This window comes from Enterococcus sp. DIV0240d (assembly GCF_051711245.1).
GTDB classification, from domain to species: domain Bacteria; phylum Bacillota; class Bacilli; order Lactobacillales; family Enterococcaceae; genus Enterococcus_D; species Enterococcus_D casseliflavus.
This window is the reverse complement of record NZ_JBIOMG010000001.1, coordinates 1,398,985-1,419,988: the sequence shown is the minus strand read 5'-3', so window position 1 is coordinate 1,419,988 and position 21,004 is coordinate 1,398,985. Positions and strand designations below refer to the sequence as shown.

Sequence of the window (21,004 nt, the reverse complement as noted above, 5' to 3'; positions counted from 1 at the left end):
AAAAGCTTGCGGCAGCACAATAAAGCGTCCCGTCAAAACATGTTGCTTTGACAGGACGCTGATTTTCATTCGTGAGGCGCTTTTGCAACAAAATGAAACCGCTGCGTGGCGTAATCCCCTGCTAAATGAGGATCGATATACAACCCGAGCTGCATCAATTCATCGCCACCGAAGGTCTCTCCCCCACTTTGATAGGTAAGGTCAGGATCTAAGCCAGCCAGTTTTAAAGTAACCAATGGTGCAGAGGCTTCGGCTAAGACTCGGAAGTAAAAGACGATCGCTTCTTTTTTATCTGGGGAAACATACAGCCAGGCGGTGTCATTGCCTTCATAAGGGCTGAGCAGTCGAACAAAGCGACCCAACTGCAGCAGGCGCCGATGTTTTTTATAAAAAGCGATTTGTTCTTTGATCTGCGCTTTTTCTTCTTGTGTCAGCTGTGTCAAGTCAAGCTCATAGCCCAACAAGCCAGACATTGCAGCATTGCCACGAATCGCTAGATCCGTTGCCCGTTGGGTCTGATGGTTCGGGATCGCTGAGACATGGGCACCCATGGTGGATGGCGGATAGACCAGACTGGTTCCGTATTGGATCTTCAGGCGGGCGATGGCATCGGTGTTGTCGCTGGTCCAAATCTGCGGCATATAATACAAGAAGCCAGCATCAAAGCGCCCACCGCCACCAGAACAGCCTTCAAACAGGATCGTTGGATAGGCAGTGGTCAGTTTTTCCAGAAATTCATACAAGCCCAGCAGATAGCGATGTGCGACTTCCCCTTGCTGGGCAGGATCGAGGAGCAAGGAATAGACATCCGACAGACTGCGGTTCATGTCCCATTTGATATAGTCGATGGCAACCGTATCAAACAGTTGGGTTAACTGGTGATAGAGATGGTCTCTGACATCTTGCCGAGAAAAGTCCAACACATACTGACTGCGGCTAAGCGCTGGCTTGCGATTGGGTACTTGTAACAGCCAATCAGGGTGCTGTCGGTTTAGTTCACTGTCACCAGAAATCATTTCTGGTTCCAGCCAAAGCCCGAATTGCAGCCCTTTGTCATGGACTTTTTGGGCAAATCCTGCCAAGCCAGAAGCCAGCTTGCCTTCGTTTTCAAACCAATCGCCTAATGAGGTTTGGTCATCTTCTCGCTGACCAAACCAGCCGTCATCCAAAACAAACAGTTCGATTCCCAGCTCCTTGGCTTCATCAACGAGGGCATCTAGCTTTTCTTCATTGAAATCAAAGTACGTTGCTTCCCAGTTATTGATCAGGATCGGCCGTTCTTGCTTTTTGTATTTGCCTCGAATCAAATGCTCGTCATAAAAATCATGATAGGTGGCTGACAGCTGATTCAAGCCAGCCTCACTATAAGCGATCACGGCTTCTGGGGCTTGAAAGCTTTCAGTTGGCGCCAATTGCCAGGCAAATTGATGGCTGTTGATCCCCATGATCACACGGGTTTGTTGGTAAGGATCTTTTTCGATAATGGTTTCATGATTGCCGCTATATAGCAAGCTAAAACCAAAACACTCCCCAGCAAACTCCGTAGCATTAGGTTCCAGCAAGACGGCAAAGGGATTTTGCTGATGGCTGCTGGAACCCCGCTTGCTGTCTAAACGCTTGATGCCGCGATGGATGGGTTCTTGGGTAATTTGGCGTTCCTTCGCCCACGCCCCCGGCAAGTGGATCAAATCAAAGGGCCGGTTAGGAAAATCCAGCGCTTGACTCGCCAGCTGCTCGATCGTAACAGGCTGGTTACCGTGGTTGATCACTTTGCTTGAGCGGACGATCACTGCCGCATCCTCAAAAATCGTGTAAAACAGCTGCAGTTCGAGTCCCGCCACATCATCTTTTAAGGACAGAATCAGTGTTTCGATGCCGTCGTCGGCCCCATGGGTCTGAGGCAATCCTGCTAGGGCGGGTTTGCCTTGTTGAATCTGGTAATCACTAAAGACAAAATGGCTGACTCGGCTGCCGTCAGACTGGCGAATCGTGTAGGCAGCTTCTCGAAAGTCCCCGAAGCCATTACCAGGAAACTCCAGCATCAAGGTGTCTAATGAGAAAAGCCGATCGCTACTGTCTGGGGGATTGGGTGAAAAGGAGCGATCAAGGCGTGGGTAGCGATAGCCACCAGAATAATGGGCTATTTTTTTTCCAAAATAAAGGTGCGCCACATTGCCCCCTTCCTCTATCTGTAAGAGATAGCTGATTTGATCGTTGCTTAAATGAAAGACGTTTAATTGTTTGTCAAAAAGAATCATATCGTACCCTCTACTTTGTATTTGTTTGCTGATGTCCCGCTTATTTCACGGAGCCCAGCATCCCTTGGACAAATTGTTTTTGTAAAACGAAGAAAATGATGGCCGTCGGCAGTGTGGCGATCACGATGCCGCACATCATCATGCCATAGTCAGGTGTATAAGAAGCACCCATTGCTGAAAGAACCAGTGGAACGGTCCGTTTGTCTGGTGATTGCAGGGCAACTAATGGCCATAAATAATTGTTCCAGCTGCCCATAAACGTAATGATCGCGGCAGCTGCGTAGGTATTTTTAGCCGTAGGCATGTAGACTCTAAAGAAAATACTCAGTTCATTCAAGCCATCGATCCGAGCAGCTTCGACTAATTCTCTAGGGAATGCCTTGATGTTTTGGCGGAAAAAGAAAATCAAAAAGGCGGTACAGACTGAGGGCAAAATCACAACAGCGAAGGTATTGATCCCGATCGGTGTGCCGCTAAGCTTGCTGAACATCCGATAGAGCGGGATCATTAGCGCGGCAAAAGGCACCATCATCGACAGCAGGAGAATATTAAAGATGCGGTCTTTGGTTTTCGTCCGATAGATCTCAAAGCCATACCCTGCCATGGAGGAGAACAACAGCGCAAAGACGGTCGTAATCACGGCAATCACTGCGGAATTGCCTAATGCCCGAGTAAAATTCAAGTCGGAAGAAAAGAGATTTTGGAAGTTGATCACCAATTGATCGCCAATCATGATTTTTCCAGCAACGATATCAAAGGTTTGATTGGTCATCCCTAGAATCATCCAAACAAATGGAAAAATAGAGATGAAAGCCAAAATCGCCAGAAAGACGTATTTTAAAGTGAGTGAGATTGTTTTCAATTTTCTTTTCCTCCTATTTTCGTTTGGATGATCGATAAAATCACGATCGCAATCACGATAACAAAGGAGACCGCAGCGGCGTACCCAAAGTTTGGCGTGAATTTGTAACTCAAATTGTAGATATATTGCGACAAGGTCGTCGTGGCATTGGCTGGTCCACCGCCAGTGATATTTTGAACTTCATCGAATAATTGCAGCGTACCGATCGTTGAGGTGATCGTGGTAAATAAGATGATTGGACGCAAGTTGGGAATCGTGATTTTGAAGAATTGATCCCATTTCGTGGCACCATCGATCTCTGCCGCTTCGTAAATACTTGGATCGATATTTTGCATACCTGAGATGAAAAAGATCATATTGTAGCCAGTCCAACGCCACGTGATGGCAAAAATGATCAGTACTTTTGCCCAGAAGGGGTCCGTCAACCATTGGATCGGTGCATCGATCAGGTGTAGCTGCGTCAAAAAGTTATTGACTAACCCATTTGCCGAAAAGAGACTTTTCATGATCAAGGAATAAGAAACCAAGGATGTGATACAGGGTAAAAACAAAGCGGTGCGGAACAGCCCTTTAAATTTCAATTTTTTGTCATTCAATATGTTCGATACGATCAGCGCCAAAAAGAGCATGATCGGAACTTGGACTAATAAGTATAAAAACGTATTGCCAAAGGCTTTTTTAAAGGTTGAGTCGCTCAACATCCGCTGATAGTTGCCAAGACCGTTAAAGGTCATCGCTGTCGGTGGTCCTGATTGGAATGACGTGAACAATGCCGAGACCATCGGAATAAAGACCAGCATCGTGATCAAAATGACGGGTAAGGTAATAAAGGCATTGCCGTTTGCAAACCAATTTTTTGTTTTGTTTTTCATTGTAATTCCCCCTTAACACAGAAACTCGCGATCGCTCACGAGTTTCTGCAAAGTTGTTCGATTAGTTTGCAATTTGTGCTTCCACTTGTGATTGTGCTTCTTCTAATACTTTATCAATGTCTTCGCCGTTGATCACTCGTTGCAAGCTTTCAGTCAAGACAGATTCAATGGCATAGGTGTGATTGCCGTAGTTCACGGCTGGAATTTCTTGTGACCATTGAGAGAAATCTTGGAAGACTTTTTGACCGCCATAGAAATCAAGACCCGACGTATATTCTTCCGTTTCTTCTGCAGCATTCATGGTTGAAACCAAACCGATCTCGGTAGCTAGTGTACCCATCAATTTTTTATTTGAAGCAAAGGTATTGGCTAAAAAGTCTTTGGCATTTTCTTCGCCGTCAACCCCTTTGATCACGTACCAGCCTGCTCCGCCGATGCTAGAAGCATTGACTGAATTGCTGTTGCCAGCGATAGATGGGATTGGAGCGATCGCCCATTTGCCGCTTTGGTCTTCCGCGCCTTGAATCGTGCTGGAATACCACGCACCAGTTGGCGCAGAAGCGACATTCCCCGATTGAACGGCATTTACCCCGCTATCCCAATCAGAAACTTGTTCAACTAAGCCTTCATTCAACAATGTTGCTAAGACAGTTAGACCAGCTTTGAAGGATTCATTGTCTTTGATGGTTACGGTGGAGCCATCTTCACCGGTATACCATTCGCCTGCCGATTGCATAATGATTCGTGCCAAGCCAAGATCGCTTGGGTCTAACGACATCATAGCGTGACCCGTTTTTTCTTTGACGTCTTTGGCGATGCTGATAAAATCATCCCAAGTAATATCTTGAAGATCCGCTTGCTCATAGCCTGCATCGGTCAAATAGTCTGTGCGGTAAAATAGTCCTGCGACGCCACTGTCAAACGGCACCCCATAAATGACATCGTCGACTTTATTGACCGCAAATTTATAGCTGGAGAAATCCTCCTCATTCACGATATCCGTTAGATCACTAAACGCATCTGGATAAGAAGAAAGGTATCCTTGGATGCGGTAGTCTTCGATCAAAACGATATTTGGTAGTCCGTCCGTATTTCCAGATGCCAGACTCGTATTTAATTTTTGAACGATATCATCTTGTGACATCGTCACGACTTCCACATCGACATCTTGATTTTCATACACTTTTTTGGCTTCATTGACTGCCTTGATGTTGAAGGTCTCATCCCATGCCCAGACCGTGACTTTGTTTGAGGACTCGCCAGAATCCCCAGAGCTTGTGTTGCTGTTTCCGCAAGCAGCCAAAGTCAGCACTGCAGCCGCCGTTACCATCGATGCAAGTAGTTTTTTCATTTTTATCCCTCTTTCCTTTTATTTACATGGCTAACTATACACCGATTTTGTAACCGTATTCAACGATTATGAAAGAGCTTACTAAATTTGTCCAAAAATAGAAAAAAGTTACAATACCTTTCTTTTTTGAAAGCGTTTATAATAAAGAAGAGATATAGGGGGGATACCATGACTATTTTACGCACGGTCTTAGTCGTTGATGATGAGGCAACGATCCGAGATGGATTGAAACATATGATACGTTGGGAGCAAGAAGGGTTTCGTCTCTTAGGCGATGCAGCGAACGGGCAAGAAGCTTTGGCGCTGATCCATGAACTGAATCCCGACATCGTGATCACGGATTTGAAAATGCCACAAATGGACGGTCTTCAACTCACAACGATCATTCAACAACAATATCCAGAAGTCCATTTTTTGGTCTTGAGCAGCTACGATGATTTCCAATACGTCAGTCAGTCTTTTAGAAATGGTGCCGTAGATTATCTTTTAAAACCGACACTGACACCGACACTCTTGTTGAAGACGCCGCACAACATCTCACAAAAGCTGTCACATACAAAAGGCTCCGTGACTGAGGAGACGCAGCTGCAAGAATCGTTGAATCGCTATTTAGCAGGGTATGAAGAACCGTTGGCTCCTTTGGCGGACTACCTTACATTAGATCAGTCGCAACAGCAAGCCCAAATTTTGACCACCAATTTTAGCGGCTTTCGTGCCAATGATCAGCTGCTGCATGCATTAACGGAATTTACTCAATCACAACCGCAGGTAAAGACGCTCTTTTTTCAAACCAGTAACAAAGATGCCGGCTTAGTGATCAGTTATCCAGAAGGAACGGATGTTTATTCCTCTTTGAAAGAAACGTTGGAACAATTGCGTTTTACCGAGCCAGACGCCTTCTTTACTCTCAGTGTGCCCTTTCAAAAGATTGAACAGTTGCGGGACCATTTTGTGACCCTTAAAGCCAAAAGCCAAGGACAATCGTTTTTTTATAAACGACAACGGTTGGTGCCAGAACAAGAACTCTTTTTGTACATTGAAAGTGATCGCTTTGATACGAAGAAGTTCTTACGGGCTTTGTTAGACAACAACTTTTTATTAGGAATCACCAGAATTGAGGAATATTTTAATGACATGATCTTATCCAATGTCGATCCGACATTCTTAAAACAACAGGCCAGCAGTATTTTTTACACGTTACTGTCCCGCTTGGAAGAAGAATTTCCCACTGCTCCACGCTTTAGCCGCTTAAAAGCCGAATTTTTGCATGCCATCGGTCACGTACAGTATTTGGAAGATTTTTCTGATTTGTTGTTGGCGACCATTGATGATATTCGTCAACAGCTGACGACCTTATCACCGCTGGATGAAGATGATCTACTCGTTGCGATCCAGCGCTTCATTCAAGACAACTACACCAAAAGTCTGTCTTTGTCTGAACTGGCTGAAACCTTTCATTTTAGTTACACCTATCTTTCGGCTTTTCTTTCTGCGAAACTGAAAATGAGCTTTTCTGAGTATGTAAAGAAAACCCGCTTGGATAAAGCCAAAGAACTGCTGACACAATCTGATCTGAATCTATCTGAAATCAGTGAAGCGGTCGGTTATTCGGATATTAGCTATTTTTCTCGCATCTTTAAGAAAGAATGCCAAGTCACCCCATCGAAGTATCGGCGGTTGAATCAATTATGAAAATCAACCAATGGATTCAGAAAAATGAATTATTCAGTCGGATCTTCCTCTTTGTTGTCGTCGGGGTCATTAGTGTTTGTCTGCTAACTGTCGTCGTGATCTATGGTCGCTCGAAAGATGCCTATGTTGCCTCGTACCAGAGTTCCAATCAGCTACTACTGGAAAAAATCCAAGAAGATTATGAGCGTCTGAACGAGAATATCCATCGAATTTTTGACATCGTCGATGAAAGCAAAGCCGTTGAAACATACTTAGAAGGCGACATGAATCAAGGCCGTACGATTTTAGAATTAGACGAGCAATTAAAAGACACCCGCTCTTTGTTTCAAGACATCCCCTCGAATTTAGTGTTGATTGGGGTCAACGGGGGCACTTTCTTTCAAAACGATGCGGTTCGCAATCAATCAGTAGATGATTTTCTCGCCAGTGCCTTTATCCAGCAGATCAATGACAATGACGCCATCAGTCAGTATTATTTCTTAGATCAAGGCTTGAGCACCTCCACCAGCGACTCCCCTGGCTTGATGTACGTGCGCAAATTGATGAAAGAAGAAACGATTTTCGGCTATGCCCTGATTTTCTTAAAAGAATCCGATTTTTCTTCGATCTATCGTCAACTCTTAGATACCAGTCTTCACTCGATCTATATCGTCAATGAGCAAAATCAAATACTCTCCACTTCTGATCCGAGCCTTTTAGGCAAGCCGTTTGAAGATCGTCTTGTCACGGTCAAAAGAGATACTAGCATCAATCAGCTGCCCCTTTATTCGTATCATTTTACTTTTTACGATGTTTTGGATGAATCGCATCTAGTACGCAATATGAATCTGATCAAGCCAGCTCTTTTGATTTCTGTCGTCAGTATTTTACTCTTTAGTCTGCTGGCATTTTGGATCATCCGCAACATCACCCAACCGATTTATCAGCTGATTGCCAAGCTGCCTGCGGTCACACAAGGCGATTTTAGCGACAAGGTTACCATCAACGGGACGTACGAAACGCGAGAATTGGGGCGTGCGTATAACTTGATGCTAGAGGACTTAGAATCTTATGTCGATCATTTAATGGTTACAGAAGCCGAAAAACGTAAGTTCGAGATCCGCTCGTTGCAAATGCAGATCCAACCGCATTTTGTCTACAACACATTGACTGCCATCAAGTTTTTGATCTGGCAAAACGAACAAGAAGCCGCCACCCAAGCGATTGAAAGCTTTGTCCAATTGTTGCGGCACACCTTTAACCGCAAAGAGATCGTCCCCTTAAAGGATGAGCTAGCGATCGTGGAAGAATACCTCGTGTTAATGAACGTACGTTACGGCAATCGCATCCAATCAACGATTTTTTCAGAAGATGGCTGCGAAGATATTCTTGTACCGAAGATGATTTTGCAACCGATTATCGAAAATGCCTACCTGCATGCCTTTCCCGAAGAGGATTCAGGTTTGATCCAGATTTTTTCTCGCGTCAGTAAGGAAGGCCTGAAAATTGAGATCATCGATACGGGCATCGGGTTCAATGAAGAGCACCCAACCAGCACCGCCAACCACTTTGAACATTATTCGGGTATTGGCTTGGACAATATTGATCAGCGTATCAAGCTGCTCTATGGGGAGAAATATGGATTGACTGTAGAATCACGCATCAACGAAGGAACCACCGTTCGCTTGCTGCTGCCGATCCAGCGGGAGGAACAAAACTGAGCCAAAGAACTAGGTCTGCACTTTGCCATTAGTTCTTCAATGCTTCGTTCACTACAAAAAACCTACCGTCCTTGATAGATACCCATCAAGAACGGTAGGTTTTGTTTCCCTATTCAAAGACAGTCATTTCTTGTCCGTCCATAGTGATCAAGCTGCCAAAAGGATGTCGTTGGGCATTTGCAAAGCTTCGATTGCGAAACAGCACCTGAACCTTTCCCAACCCTTCCATACAAATTCGATAACCGCTTCCTTCTGGTTCAATAGAAATTGTTCCAGCTGGCACGCCCTGCTGATCACAGACTTCAGCAGAAACTGCTTCCGTTATTTCAAAGGCATGAACGATCAGGTTTTTGGTGTAGTCATAGACGGCGGTCTGTTCAACGCTTCCTTCAACGATCAGTGAATTCGGTCGTACCATCAACGGTAGATGGAAATAGTCATAGCGTTCTTCCCACCATTTTTGGCCTTCATAGCGTTTGTTGTCTAAATAATTTGTCCAAGTTCCAGCTGGCAGATAGAACGGAACCTTTCCTTGCTCATTAAAAATCGGCGCAACTAGTAAGCGATCCCCCAGCATATACTGCTTATCAATGGCATAAACCGTCTGATCCTCTGGGAACTCTAGCATCAACGGACGCATCAGGGGAATGCCCGTTTTTGCAGTGTCTGCTGCTTGACGATAAATATAAGGCATTAGGCGGTTTTTCAATTTTGAAAAAGATTGACTGACTTTTGCTGCTTCTTCTCCAAAATTCCATGGTACCCGATATTCAACATTGCCATGGTAACGACTGTGGGTCGACAATAAACCAAATTGCGTCCAACGTTTATACAGGTCGGGGGTCGCTTGTTCTTCAAACCCGCCGATATCATGGCTCCAAAATCCAAAACCAGATAAGACAAAGGATAAGCCACCACGCAGAGACTCTGCCATCGAAGAATATTCAGATAAATTGTCGCCTCCCCAATGGACAGGAAATTTTTGGGAACCGACAGAAGCAGAACGGGCAAAAAGAACGGCTTGATTTTCCCGCATTTCCGCCAGCAGTTCAAAGACGGTTTCATTGTATAGATAGGCATAATAATTGTGCATTTTTTTCGGATCTGATCCGTCATAATAGACGGCATCTTCAGGGATCCGCTCACCGAAATCCGTCTTAAAGGAATCAACACCTAATTCAATCAATTCCTTTAAGCGATCTTTATACCATTGACGAGCCTCTGGATTGGTAAAATCAATGATCCCTTGTCCAGCTTGCCAAAGATCCCACTGCCAGACTTCACCTGCATGGTTCTTAATAAAGTACCCTTTCTCTTTGCATTCTTGATATACAGAGGCTTTTTGCCCAATGTAAGGGTTGATCCATAAACTGACTTTTAATCCTTTCTCATGGATTTTCTTTAGTAATCCTTTCGGATCAGGAAACAATTCGTCATTCCATTCAAACCCACACCATTCAAATTCCTTCATCCAGAAACAATCAAAATGAAAGACATCAAAAGGAATATCACGAGCTTGCATTTCATCGATAAAGTGCATCACTGTTTCTTCACTATAATCAGTCGTAAATGAAGTGGATAACCATAAGCCAAAAGACCATGCTGGCGGTAAGGCGGGTTTTCCTGTCATGTCGGTGTATTTTTCTAGAATGGCTTTCATATCTGGTCCATAGATGATGTAATAGTCCAGACGCTGCCCCTCGACACTGAATTGCGTGCGGGAAACGTTCTCAGAAGCCACTTCAAAGGAAACCTCTTCGGGATGATCAACAAAAATACCGTAGCCTTTATTCGTTAAATAAAACGGAATATTTTTGTATGCCTGCTCGCTACCCGTACCACCGTCTTGATTCCAAATATCAACGGTTTGACCGTTCTTGATAAAAGGAGTGAACCGTTCCCCTAATCCGTAAACAAGTTCATAAGGATCTAGCGAAAGCTGTTCTCGCATATACTGCTTGCCGTCATTACCCGAAATTTTAGCCTGTGCTTTAGGCATGGAAGAAGTCAACAAGCTACCTTCTCCGAAAAAGTCGATTTTAAAAGCCGCTTGTTTAGGGACTTTCGCTTCCAATGATCCAGATTTGAAGATATACATGTCTTCGTTATCGGTATCGATCATCACGTCTGCCGGTTGAGTATCTAGTGCAAACGACGGGGCGTGCATCGTCTTGTCATGATGCACCAAGCTGACTTTGATTACATCGTTTTGCGGAGTCGAAAACGTGAGTGTGGTTAAACCAAGGTTTAAGGTGTCGCCACGCCGCTGAATCTCTTGATAGGGCAGATAAAGGGTCAATTGCTCCTTTTCTACCTTATGATCATAAGCAATTCGGGGATGCTCAAGTTGGACGCCTTCTTTTGCCAGCCAATAGCCATTTGTAAATTTCATCTTCTTTTCCTCCTACTTTACTGCACCATCTGAGATGCCTTTCACTACATGTTTTTGCAAGGCAATAAACAAGAGAATGATTGGCAGAACAACGATCACCAGAGCGGCTAGCGCTAAATGCCATTGCTTGTTAAATTCGCCGAAGAAATAAAACATCCGCAAGGGAATCGTATACATTCCGGCTTTATTAATACTTAATGAAGGCAATAAATAGTCATTCCAAAACCACAATGTATTCAAAACAATCACCGTTACCGTCGTTGGTTTCAACAAAGGCAATATTACTTTCCAATAAATCTGAAAGGTATTCGCCCCGTCAATGATCGCTGCTTCATCCAGCGATCGTGGAATGCCTCTTAACGCACCATAATACAAAAAAGTCGACATACTGACAGCCAATCCCAAGTACATTATCATTAGACCCGGCTGATTTAACAAATTCATTCGTCCAAAAAGAGAAATCAGTGGAATCATGATCCCTTGAAAAGGGATCAGCAAGCCGATGGCAACAACAAAATAGAGGACTGAACTTAAGCGGCTGGTATTTCTCGATAAAGCGTATGCTGCCATTGAAGAAACAAAAACCACCAAGATCAAAGAACCGACAGTAATCAACAATGAATTCATTAAACTTCTGATGAAATCCAGTTTTTCTAACGCCTCTTGATAATTCTCAAAAGACAATCCGCCAGGCAGCGACAACGTACTCTGAAAGATCTCTGCTTTTGTTTTAAATGAATTGATCACGATCAAGAAAAACGGATAAAACCATAAACACGCAAGTAAAAGACCACTTACGATCAGCAGACTGTGCTGCAGCTTTTTTTTCTTCTGCCGTCTACTTTTTGTTTTTACTTTTTTAGTAGAGGAGTGACGAGTCTCGATCATGCGCTGATCTCCTTTCTGCGGGTAATTGAGATTTGAATAATGGAAATAATGACAATGATCACCAGAAATATCATCGCTTTTGACTGAGCAAAGCCCATTTTTCTCATTGAAAAAGCTTCATTGTAAATATTCATGGCTGCCATCTGAGTCGAATTAAACGGTCCCCCCTGTGTCAACGCCAAGTTTTGATCATAGATTTTAAAGGCATTTGACAGCGTCAAAAACAATGTTACGGTAAACGCGGGCATCAGCATGGGTAGTTTGATTCGGAAAAAGACTTGTAGCGGATTGGCGCCGTCCATATCTGCTGCTTCTAAAATTTCTTCTGGAATATTATTTAGAAACGAAATATAGATCAACATCATATACCCGCTCATCTGCCAGACGAACAAGATAACCAAACCCCAAAAACCTGTTTCTGGTGTATTCAACCAGCCATTAAAAAAATTGATCCCAGTCAAATCGGCGATACTCTCGAATGCTTTGTTAAAAATAAATTGCCATATAAATCCTAGTATGATCCCACCAATTAAGTTCGGCATGAAAAAGACGGTCCGAAATAGAGTAGTCCAGCGTCCCAGTTTTTGCGTGACTAAAGTTGCTAACAACAGCGCGATGACATTGATCAAGATCACACTGTAAACAGAAAATTTCGCCGTGAACAACAAGCTGTTAATGAACGCCTGATCTTTAAAAGCCCGCAAGTAGTTTTCCAATCCGATAAAGTCGCTGATCGTATTGCCGTTCCAGTTGGTCAGTGAGTAATATCCCCCTGTAAATAAAGGAATAAACAGAACGACCAATAATGCGACGAATGCCGGTGCTAGCAGCAGCCAAAATGATTTTGAACGATTTGTTAACATACAGCTCCTCCTATGATTTCCTTGATTTTGCCTATCCTGCGCGCATCACTGCAGGATAGGCATCACTTTGGTTATTGACGTTCTTGCGCCCAGCTGTTTTTCAGCTGATCAGTAAACTCAGTCCATGAGATTTGATCGGCTGCATAAGCCTGGAACTGAACCCCAAAAATATTTTGTCCGTATCCATCTGGATAAGAGTTATGGACCCAAGGAACCGTTTGGCCATTCGTTAAATACGTATAAATATCATTGGACAACGGATCAGAAATATCGTCACTGGAGAAGTTCGTATAAGCTGGAATAAACTCAAAATCATCGATGATCGCGGTCATCGCCTCTTCATCGGTATACATCCATGTCAAAAATTGTATGGAGGCATCGATCACTTCTTGTTCCTTATCTTTGTTGACACCCCAATACCAAGCTGGTCCGGCTACGATTTCGCTGCCGTCTCCCACTTGCATTGGGACGATCGCTAATTTTTCTTTTGCAAATGTATCATCCAAACTGTTTAATGTAGGAACGATCCAATTGCCTTGATGAATGATGGCAACCTTCTCACTGGCAAATAATTCTTCGACTGACGTGCTGTAATCCATTGATTCCAACGGTTGAGCATTGTATTGGATTGCCAGATCAGCGTAGTCTTTCAGTTGTGTCTCATAAGTTAAGTGAAGCTCTTTGGCTTCCAGTGTTTCTTTCAAGCTATCATTAAATTCAGGTGCAAAAAAGTTCGAACTGAATTGACTGGAAACCCATGTTTCACCGCCACTGAAGCCGAATACACCGTCTAATCCTAACTCTTCTTTCTTACTATCTAACGTTTCTACTGCCTCCTTAAAATCGGCAAATGTTTCAATCGCTTCACTATCGATTCCCGCTTGCTGAAACAGCTCTTTATTGATCAGCCAACCGTAGCCTTCGATATTCATCGGCAAGCCATAGACTGTCTCCTTCAGTGTTGCCCCTTCCAACGTTCCCTCAATTGCTTTTTGAGCTAATTCTGTATCCCCAAGGTCATATAACTTGTGTTCCCATGTTTGCGTATCTGCTAGTCCCCCCAGCATAAAAATGTCCGGTTCATCACCAGATGAAAATTTTGATTGGAGAGCCGCTGTGGCGTCTGTTCCTCCACCTACAGTAGTCATATTGATTTTTATGTCCTCATGGCTTTCTTCAAAAGCCGCAACCAATCGATCCATCTGTTCTGCAGTCTCTGTCTTGATGTTAAAAACTTCTAGTGTTACACTACCATCATCTGAGGTACCGCTTCCAGAATTTCCGCAACCAGCAATTCCGATCACACTTAACATAGTAGCAGCCGTCAACAAAATTCTCTTTTTCATGATTGTTCCCTCCTCAATCAATTCGATCACAAATTGATTATATTGATATTTCGGCCCTTCTGTAATCGTTATCTTAGCCGAAATACCTTGTAATATTGATGAAAACGGAGGAGACAGATGGTGACCCAACCCTATATTTTTACGCCCAACCCTAGTGAATATGATATTGATACTTCTTTAAAAGAGATCACGGAACATGGTGACAGCTTGTTTCCAGTCAGTGTTTATTTGACAAATCATCCTGCTGATCAAGCAAATATGATCCACACCCATTGGCATCGCGAGCTCGAAATCCTGTATATTTTTCGAGGAAAGATGGAAATAAAGGTAGAAGGTGTTTCTTACATCGCTAAAGAAGGCGAGCTTGTATTTATCCCTGCCAATCAGCTACATGAGGCATTAAATTATCAGCAAACAGCTTGTACCTTCTTTGCTATCGTCTTTGACGCGACCTTTATTGAGAGCCGCGTCTCTGATTTGATCCAGCAGTCCTATCTGGACCCGTTGCTTCATTCCGCGGATCAGCAAGCGATTCACATCACAAGTGATTTCGTTTCTCATATGAACATTCAACAGGCATTGACTCATATTATAGATTTATTTGCATTAAAGGAACCATTGTATGAGCTAGCGATCAAAGCGGAACTCTTTTTATTTATTAAATATCTTTGTCAAAATACCCAATACATTAACCGCAATAAGAAACCAATCGACAGTAAAAGCAAACTCAATACGTACAAATGCAAGAAAATCCTACTTTTTATTGAAGAAAATTATCAACGCCCAGTGACACTTGAGGAAATCAGTCAATATATTGGCTATAGCAAAGAACATTTCTGCCGCTTTTTTAAAAGAAATTTCCAGATGAGCTTTTTTACCTATCTAAATAAGTTCCGTATCAAAAAAGCGGAGTATCTCTTACTCCATACGGATTTAAAAATCATCGAAATCGCATTGGAAACTGGGTTTGATGATCCGAATTACTTTACGACACTTTTCAAAAGGGAGACCGCTTTGACCCCTTCCAACTATCGCAAACGACCGAGCAACACCACGAGTTTATAATTCTGAAAATCAATAAAACAAGGGTATCCCGCTAGTTGAAAAAGCGGAACACCCTTGTTTACTTTTTATAAATGAACTGGCTTAAGCCAAATCTTCCCCATTTGAGGCAATCACTTTTTTGTACCAATAAAAGGATTGTTTTTTGCTGCGGGCTAATGTGCCATTGCCTTCATTGTCGCGATCGACATAGATATAGCCATAGCGTTTCTTCATTTCTCCGGTTCCTGCAGAAACCAAATCGATACAGCCCCATGAAGTATAGCCCAACAGTTCCACACCGTCTTGGTCAATGGCTTCTTTCATCGCTGCGATATGCGCACGTAAATACTCGATGCGATACACATCATTGATTTTTCCATCTTCGTTTGGTGTATCCACCGCTCCTAGACCATTTTCGACGATGAAAAGCGGTTTTTGGTAACGATCATAAAGATCATTCATCGTGATCCGCAAACCAAGCGGATCAATCTGCCAGCCCCATTCCGACGCTTCTAAATACGGGTTTTTAATGGTCGGGAACAAGTTGCCTTCCGTTTTCTCAACACCAGAATCTTCTGAAGCTGCGACCCGAGAGGCATAGTAAGAAAAGGAGATAAAATCGACGGTATGGGCTTTTAATAAAGCCGTATCTTCGGCGGTTCGTTCCAAAGTGATTCCTTTTTCCGCTAGCATCTTTAAACCATAATTTGGATATTCTCCTCGCGATTGCACATCGATAAAGAAATAGTTGCCGCGATCGCTTTTTTTGCTTTCCCAGACATCTTTCGGATTGCAGCTGTAAGGATAATAACTAGCCGCTGCCAGCATACAGCCTACTTTGTTTTCTGGATCGATCTCGTGGGCGATTTTTGTTGCCAACGCACTAGCGACTAACTCATGATGAGCAGCTTGATATTTGATTTGTTCTTCATTTTCGCCCTCAGCAAAGGTCAGCCCTGCACCGAGAAACGGGGCATGCAAGATCATATTGATTTCATTAAAGGTCAGCCAGTACTTCACCAATCCTTTGTAGCGAGTGAAGATCGCCCGACAAAGGTTTTCGTAAAAGGCAATCATCTTACGGTTGCGCCAACCGCCATATTCTTTGATCAGATGGATCGGACAGTCAAAATGCGTGATCGTCACCAAAGGTTCGATTTGGTATTTGCGGCATTCTAAAAACAGTTCTTCATAAAAGCGCAAGCCTTCTTCATTAGGGGTTTCTTCGTCGCCCTTCGGAAAAATTCTTGACCAAGCAATCGATAAACGATAGGTTTTAAAGCCCATCTCCGCAAACAAGGCGATATCTTCTTTGAAATGATGGTACATATCGATCGCTTCTTTTGCTGGATAGAAATACCCTTCTTCAAAGGCAAGCATCTCACGCTTGCCGGTAATGACTGCTCGTCGGTCCTTGCCAGTCGGAATCACATCGACATTAGCAAGTCCACGCCCCCCTTGATCAAACCCGCCTTCACATTGATTGGCGGCTGTTGCGCCACCCCATAAAAAATTTTCTGGAAATCCCATGTCTTATTCTCCTTTTTTAGCCGATCACTTTGATGATTTGATCGCCAAACTTAATCGGACCACTGTTTGCCGTCAAAATGTCGCCCACTTCTGCACTGTTGGTGATAACGATCGGCGTGATCACTGGATAACCTTTTTCTTTGATAAACTCGATATCAAATGTAATCAAAGGATCGCCAACTGTCACTTTTTGTCCTTTTTCTACTTGATAGGCATAGCCTTCGCCATTCAATTGCACTGTATCGATCCCGACGTGAATCAGCAGCTCAATGCCTTCCTCACTGGTCAAGCCAATAGCATGTTTGGAATCAAAGACTGCTGTGACAGTCCCGTTGACTGGTGCTAGCACTTCTCCAACGGTTGGCTCGATCGCTACCCCTTGTCCAAGAATTTCTTCTGAAAACATGCCGTCATTGACTGCTTGCAGACTTTTTAGTTCCCCTTTTAAAGGTGCTTTGATCTCCGCGCCGCTGATTTGATGGGTTGGTTCTTGCTCTTTGTCTGCTGGTGTTGCTTCAGGTGCTTCTTCTGTAACAGGGTCTTTGTATAAGAATAATGTCGCAATAAATGTGACCACGATACTGATTGCCGCACCAATGCAGGCATTGGTCAAATGACGTAAGGTGTCATCGCCGATATAGCTTGGCAAAGTCAATAGGCCCGGTGAACCGCCTGAGAAATTGCGGACACGCATGATTCCCATAAACAGACCCCCAAATCCGCCACCGATCATTGCTGCATACAAAGGTGTTTTAAACCGTAAGTTGACCCCATACAACGCTGGTTCAGTGATGCCGAATAGACCTGTCAGACCTGCAGAAAATGCCAATTGTTTGATCGTAGAATCTTTGGATTTGAAACCAACGCCGATTGCTGCAGCCCCTTGACTGACGTTTGAAGCCAGCATGCCAGGATAGATCACTGTATCATAACCTGTGGTCATTCGGTTGTTGATACCGATAGGAACCAATCCATAGTGGGTACCCGTTGCCACGAACAATGGAGTGAAGGCACCGATCAATAACGGAACGATCCATGGGCTGACCGTTTCTAAGGCTTGGATCCCTGCGGAAATCGCTTCACTGATCATATAGCCTAGAGGACCTAAAGCAACTAATGCTACCGTCCCTACGACGAAGATCGTCAGCAACGGTTTGCTAAAGAATTTGATTGCTTTTGGTGAGACCTTATCAGCAATCGGTTCAACGTAAGACATGAACCAGACACTTAAGATGATGGGGATCACCGATGATGAATAGGTCACTGGTGAAATCGGCAAACCGAACAAATGGATGCCGCCACCTGACTCATTGACTGCTGTCACCATACCTATGAAGTTGGGATGCAGTAAAATTCCACCCACCATCATCGCCAGATACATGTTGGCTTTGAACTTTTGCGCAGAAGAAGCAGCCAGTAGAATCGGTAAGAAGTAGAACGCAGCATCTGCCATAAAGTTTAGGATTTGGTAACTTTGACTTTCTGCCGTCAAGACATTGAAGACCACCAGCAACGAAAGGACCGCTTTTAACATCCCAGCTGCCGTGATGGCTGGCAAGATCGGGGTGAAGATCCCAGTGATCGTATCGATAATTTTCGCTACACGTCCCCGATCGTCTTCTTCTGTTTCTTGATCACTAGTCAAATTGGTTTGGGCAGTGATTTCGTTGTAGACATTGCCAACATCACTGCCGATGATCACTTGGTACTGTCCGCCTTTGTTGACCACACCCATAATGCCTGGTGTATGTTTTAAGGTACTTTCTTGTGGTTTGCTGTCATCTTTCAAGTTGAAGCGCAAGCGGGTCGCACAATGGGTCAAGCTTTGGATATTTTCTTCCCCACCAACATTGGTGATGATCGTTTTTGCTAACTCTTTGTAATTCATGTCGTTCCTCCTATTTTGGTCCTTCGTTTGCTTTTCGTGTGTCAAAACATAAAAAAATACCTAAACGAACCCCTTGGGAGTTCATTTAGGTATAGCCTGCCAATCCAGTAACAATCCTAAGCACTTGTTATTCGTTTGATGTGTATAGTTAAATAGATCAATTCGTCTTCTTCTAACGGTCTACCGAATTCTTTGTTGATGTAGTCGCTGATTTTCAGTGCACACGCATATTCCTTCATATAGCGGTCTTTCAACATAAAAATAAAACTGCCGGTTCCTGCATCATCGAGCTTTGTTCCGCTGAATAAGCGCTGGACAAAAAATTTCAAATGGGTCACAAAGCGTTCGTAGTTCAATGAATACTCATCAAGCTCCATTGAAAAATGATATTTAACGATGTTTAGGATATGCTGAATGATCTTCGCCATTTCCGATACTTGACTGACCTGCGCCATATCCAACTCCGCATTGACGATGTGCAATGCAATGAAGCCGGCTTCATCTTCTGGCAGCTCGATCGCCAAGCGATTTTTGATGATCGATAACGCTTCTTTGCCAATGAGGTATTCATGGTTATAAAACCGCTTGATTTCCCATAGCAAGGCATTTTTGATTTCCATGCCATTTTGATAGCGCTCGATAGCATAATTGATATGATCGGTCAGCGTCAGAAATAATTTTTCGCTCAATTTTTTCCCAAGGGAAACTTTTGCAAAACTGATGATTTCATTCGCTGCTTGAATATGTTCGATAGGGATAGAAGAAAGTAATTGGGTTAGTTTTGTGACATTCCACTCTTGTGTACTGAGATAGACTTTCTCAATCTTGGTATCGTCGATCACATCGCCTGGCTTTTTCTTAAAGCCTAAGCCTTTGCCCATGACGACCAATTCTTGTTTTTCCTCATTCTCAGAAATCACAATGTTGTTATTGATCACTTTTGTTACGTTCATTTTAACGACCCTATTCTTCATTAGATTTCTTCACACAAAAAAATAGGTATAGCCCGCCTAAAGCGGTAACAATCCTCAGAGCCAGTGTAGCATGAGAAAAATCACTCGTCAATGGGGATTTTTAACCGCTTGTTTAAAAGCAGAAAACAGCGCTGCTGCCATTTGATTCTTTGGCAGAACGCTGTTCACTGGTTTATGGCTCACTAACTCTCTTTGTGAGAGGTGAATTAGATACGATTTTCGTGGTCAGCAGTTTTGACTAAGTTTGCTCCCACCAACCCACCGATTGACGTAAGAACGAGTCCTAAGACCATTGCCACAAAGCCCCAAATGGATGCTTTAGCTGTTGCATCACTTGCTTCTTCCGCTTTTTGACGAGCGTCTTCCACTGCTTGGTCAATGTCTTGTTTGGCTTGTTCAAGATTTTGTTGCGCATTTTCGATTTGTTTTTGCGCTTCATCAGAAGCATCTTGCAAACCAGTGACAATGTTATTGGTTGCTTCTTCTGCTTCTTGTTGGCTTAAATCAGTATTTTGAGCGACCGCATTTGAAATTGCTTCTTCATCCACTGAATCACCGATCGTTGTAGCACGATCTTGTAATTTGCTTGCTAAATCATCAATGATTTTATCAGCATCATTTGGATTGGTTGCAATGTCTTTACCGGCATCTTTGATGTCGTTCGTCGCATCAGACAATTGGTTTTGCAAGTAGTCTGGTTGCAATTCAGGAACATCGGTATCTTGTAAAACATCATTGACGTTCGCTTGTAATTCATCTGTATTGACGTCTTCCATGTTTCCTGTTATTTCATCGAAGGCTTTTGAAGCTACATCGCCTGCACCAGATGCCACTGTTTCAACACCACTGCCGACAGCAGAAGCAACGTTTCCTAAAAGTGAACCGACTACAGAAAAAGCACCGATCGTTAAGTAAGAGAGCATAACCATCATCACGATCATACTTGTTGCCCATGTTAAGAAACCATGCACCAATCCGACACGTCGAGCAGCAACACCAGAAACAAAACCAGCACCGAATAATGCCAAGACGAAGGTAATCACTGTCCAAATCAATAATCCTGTCCCAACACCATCTAATGGGTTATTAGAGGTTGGTTCCACCATACCAAAACCGATTGCTGAGCCAATCATTGACAGTGTTATGAACAATGCGATAAATGTTACGACCCCTGCAAAGATAGACCCCCAAGACAAATTATAGCCTGCCTCCCGCTCATCTGAACCTAAATAATTTCTAAATCCTCTTTTCATCATTACATCCCCTTTTTGTTTTTTTAACCTGAATTAAGTCTAACAACTGATTGTTTTTTTATCAATCAACTCGACTTGCGCTATCTTTTTG

At 43.4% G+C, this 21,004-nt stretch carries 14 protein-coding genes and 1 pseudogene; 3 read left to right on the top strand and 12 right to left on the bottom strand.

The features are described 5' to 3' along the window. Positions 1 to 65: 65 nt before the first annotated feature. From IGJ25_RS06690 to IGJ25_RS06675, 4 genes and pseudogenes are all read right to left on the bottom strand, one after another. Entirely contained in the window at positions 66 to 2,258 is a 2,193-nt protein-coding gene (locus tag IGJ25_RS06690; RefSeq protein ID WP_438779185.1) for an alpha-galactosidase, read from the bottom strand. A 40-nt stretch (positions 2,259 to 2,298) separates the two neighbouring features. Continuing rightward, positions 2,299 to 3,114 (bottom strand): annotated as a pseudogene (locus IGJ25_RS06685) (carbohydrate ABC transporter permease); the annotation flags it as partial. A 2-nt stretch (positions 3,115 to 3,116) separates the two neighbouring features. After that, positions 3,117 to 3,992 carry a carbohydrate ABC transporter permease gene (locus IGJ25_RS06680; protein ID WP_010747841.1) on the bottom strand — a complete coding sequence of 292 codons (876 nt, stop codon included), beginning with the start codon at positions 3,990 to 3,992 and terminating at the stop codon, positions 3,117 to 3,119. Positions 3,993 to 4,053: 61 nt separating this feature from the next. After that, positions 4,054 to 5,343 (bottom strand): ABC transporter substrate-binding protein, encoded by a 1,290-nt coding sequence (locus IGJ25_RS06675; protein ID WP_438779184.1) that lies wholly within the window; start codon positions 5,341 to 5,343, stop codon positions 4,054 to 4,056. A gap of 168 nt (positions 5,344 to 5,511) precedes the next feature. Between IGJ25_RS06675 and IGJ25_RS06670 the strand changes: the two genes are divergently transcribed. Both IGJ25_RS06670 and IGJ25_RS06665 read left to right on the top strand, forming a co-directional pair. After that, positions 5,512 to 7,035: a response regulator transcription factor gene (locus tag IGJ25_RS06670; protein WP_438779183.1), complete on the top strand. Its 1,524-nt coding sequence runs from the start codon at positions 5,512 to 5,514 to the stop codon at positions 7,033 to 7,035. Beyond that, positions 7,032 to 8,735 carry a sensor histidine kinase gene (locus tag IGJ25_RS06665; protein ID WP_438779182.1) on the top strand — a complete coding sequence of 568 codons (1,704 nt, stop codon included), beginning with the start codon at positions 7,032 to 7,034 and terminating at the stop codon, positions 8,733 to 8,735. Before IGJ25_RS06670 ends, IGJ25_RS06665 begins: the two co-directional genes overlap by 4 nt. A 109-nt stretch (positions 8,736 to 8,844) precedes the next feature. Here the strand turns inward: IGJ25_RS06665 and yicI are convergent, their stop codons facing one another. From yicI to IGJ25_RS06645, 4 genes are all read right to left on the bottom strand, one after another. Continuing rightward, on the bottom strand, positions 8,845 to 11,127 hold the full coding sequence (gene yicI, locus IGJ25_RS06660; RefSeq protein WP_438779181.1) for an alpha-xylosidase: 2,283 nt from the start codon (positions 11,125 to 11,127) through the stop codon (positions 8,845 to 8,847). A 12-nt stretch (positions 11,128 to 11,139) separates the two neighbouring features. Then, complete coding sequence (locus IGJ25_RS06655) at positions 11,140 to 12,015, bottom strand: carbohydrate ABC transporter permease (protein WP_159160345.1); 876 nt, start codon at positions 12,013 to 12,015, stop codon at positions 11,140 to 11,142. Beyond that, the gene (locus IGJ25_RS06650) at positions 12,012 to 12,878 is read right to left on the bottom strand and encodes a carbohydrate ABC transporter permease (RefSeq protein WP_008378847.1); all 867 of its coding nucleotides are present in this window, start codon (positions 12,876 to 12,878) and stop codon (positions 12,012 to 12,014) included. Before IGJ25_RS06650 ends, IGJ25_RS06655 begins: the two co-directional genes overlap by 4 nt. Before the next feature lie 71 nt (positions 12,879 to 12,949). After that, positions 12,950 to 14,224 (bottom strand): ABC transporter substrate-binding protein, encoded by a 1,275-nt coding sequence (locus tag IGJ25_RS06645; protein ID WP_438779180.1) that lies wholly within the window; start codon positions 14,222 to 14,224, stop codon positions 12,950 to 12,952. A 117-nt stretch (positions 14,225 to 14,341) separates the two neighbouring features. On the opposite strand from IGJ25_RS06645, the gene IGJ25_RS06640 reads away from it, so the two are divergent. After that, positions 14,342 to 15,289, top strand: coding sequence for an AraC family transcriptional regulator (locus tag IGJ25_RS06640; RefSeq protein WP_311955212.1), 948 nt, complete (start codon positions 14,342 to 14,344; stop codon positions 15,287 to 15,289). 81 nt (positions 15,290 to 15,370) lie between these two features. Here IGJ25_RS06640 and IGJ25_RS06635 read toward each other — a convergent pair whose 3' ends face one another. The 4 genes from IGJ25_RS06635 to IGJ25_RS06620 form a co-directional block, all read right to left on the bottom strand. Beyond that, on the bottom strand, positions 15,371 to 16,798 hold the full coding sequence (locus tag IGJ25_RS06635; RefSeq protein WP_225000941.1) for a 6-phospho-beta-glucosidase: 1,428 nt from the start codon (positions 16,796 to 16,798) through the stop codon (positions 15,371 to 15,373). Positions 16,799 to 16,814: 16 nt separating this feature from the next. Next, a complete protein-coding gene (locus tag IGJ25_RS06630; protein ID WP_225000942.1) occupies positions 16,815 to 18,686 on the bottom strand; it encodes a beta-glucoside-specific PTS transporter subunit IIABC in 1,872 nt (623 codons plus the stop codon). A 116-nt stretch (positions 18,687 to 18,802) separates the two neighbouring features. Continuing rightward, positions 18,803 to 19,639 (bottom strand): BglG family transcription antiterminator LicT, encoded by an 837-nt coding sequence (gene licT, locus IGJ25_RS06625; RefSeq protein ID WP_010747835.1) that lies wholly within the window; start codon positions 19,637 to 19,639, stop codon positions 18,803 to 18,805. A 227-nt stretch (positions 19,640 to 19,866) separates the two neighbouring features. Beyond that, positions 19,867 to 20,913: a TIGR04086 family membrane protein gene (locus IGJ25_RS06620; protein WP_225000943.1), complete on the bottom strand. Its 1,047-nt coding sequence runs from the start codon at positions 20,911 to 20,913 to the stop codon at positions 19,867 to 19,869. Positions 20,914 to 21,004: the final 91 nt, after the last annotated feature.

Coding starts and splice junctions, on each gene's coding strand:
- IGJ25_RS06670 (WP_438779183.1), top strand. CDS start 5,512: ATGACTATTTTACGCACGGTCTTAGTCGTTGATGATGAGGCAACGATC.
- IGJ25_RS06665 (WP_438779182.1), top strand. CDS start 7,032: ATGAAAATCAACCAATGGATTCAGAAAAATGAATTATTCAGTCGGATC.
- IGJ25_RS06675 (WP_438779184.1), bottom strand. CDS start 5,343: ATGAAAAAACTACTTGCATCGATGGTAACGGCGGCTGCAGTGCTGACT.
- IGJ25_RS06635 (WP_225000941.1), bottom strand. CDS start 16,798: ATGGGATTTCCAGAAAATTTTTTATGGGGTGGCGCAACAGCCGCCAAT.
- licT (WP_010747835.1), bottom strand. CDS start 19,639: ATGAACGTAACAAAAGTGATCAATAACAACATTGTGATTTCTGAGAAT.
- IGJ25_RS06640 (WP_311955212.1), top strand. CDS start 14,342: ATGGTGACCCAACCCTATATTTTTACGCCCAACCCTAGTGAATATGAT.
- IGJ25_RS06680 (WP_010747841.1), bottom strand. CDS start 3,992: ATGAAAAACAAAACAAAAAATTGGTTTGCAAACGGCAATGCCTTTATT.
- IGJ25_RS06690 (WP_438779185.1), bottom strand. CDS start 2,258: ATGATTCTTTTTGACAAACAATTAAACGTCTTTCATTTAAGCAACGAT.
- IGJ25_RS06655 (WP_159160345.1), bottom strand. CDS start 12,015: ATGATCGAGACTCGTCACTCCTCTACTAAAAAAGTAAAAACAAAAAGT.
- yicI (WP_438779181.1), bottom strand. CDS start 11,127: ATGAAATTTACAAATGGCTATTGGCTGGCAAAAGAAGGCGTCCAACTT.
- IGJ25_RS06620 (WP_225000943.1), bottom strand. CDS start 20,913: ATGAAAAGAGGATTTAGAAATTATTTAGGTTCAGATGAGCGGGAGGCA.
- IGJ25_RS06650 (WP_008378847.1), bottom strand. CDS start 12,878: ATGTTAACAAATCGTTCAAAATCATTTTGGCTGCTGCTAGCACCGGCA.
- IGJ25_RS06645 (WP_438779180.1), bottom strand. CDS start 14,224: ATGAAAAAGAGAATTTTGTTGACGGCTGCTACTATGTTAAGTGTGATC.
- IGJ25_RS06630 (WP_225000942.1), bottom strand. CDS start 18,686: ATGAATTACAAAGAGTTAGCAAAAACGATCATCACCAATGTTGGTGGG.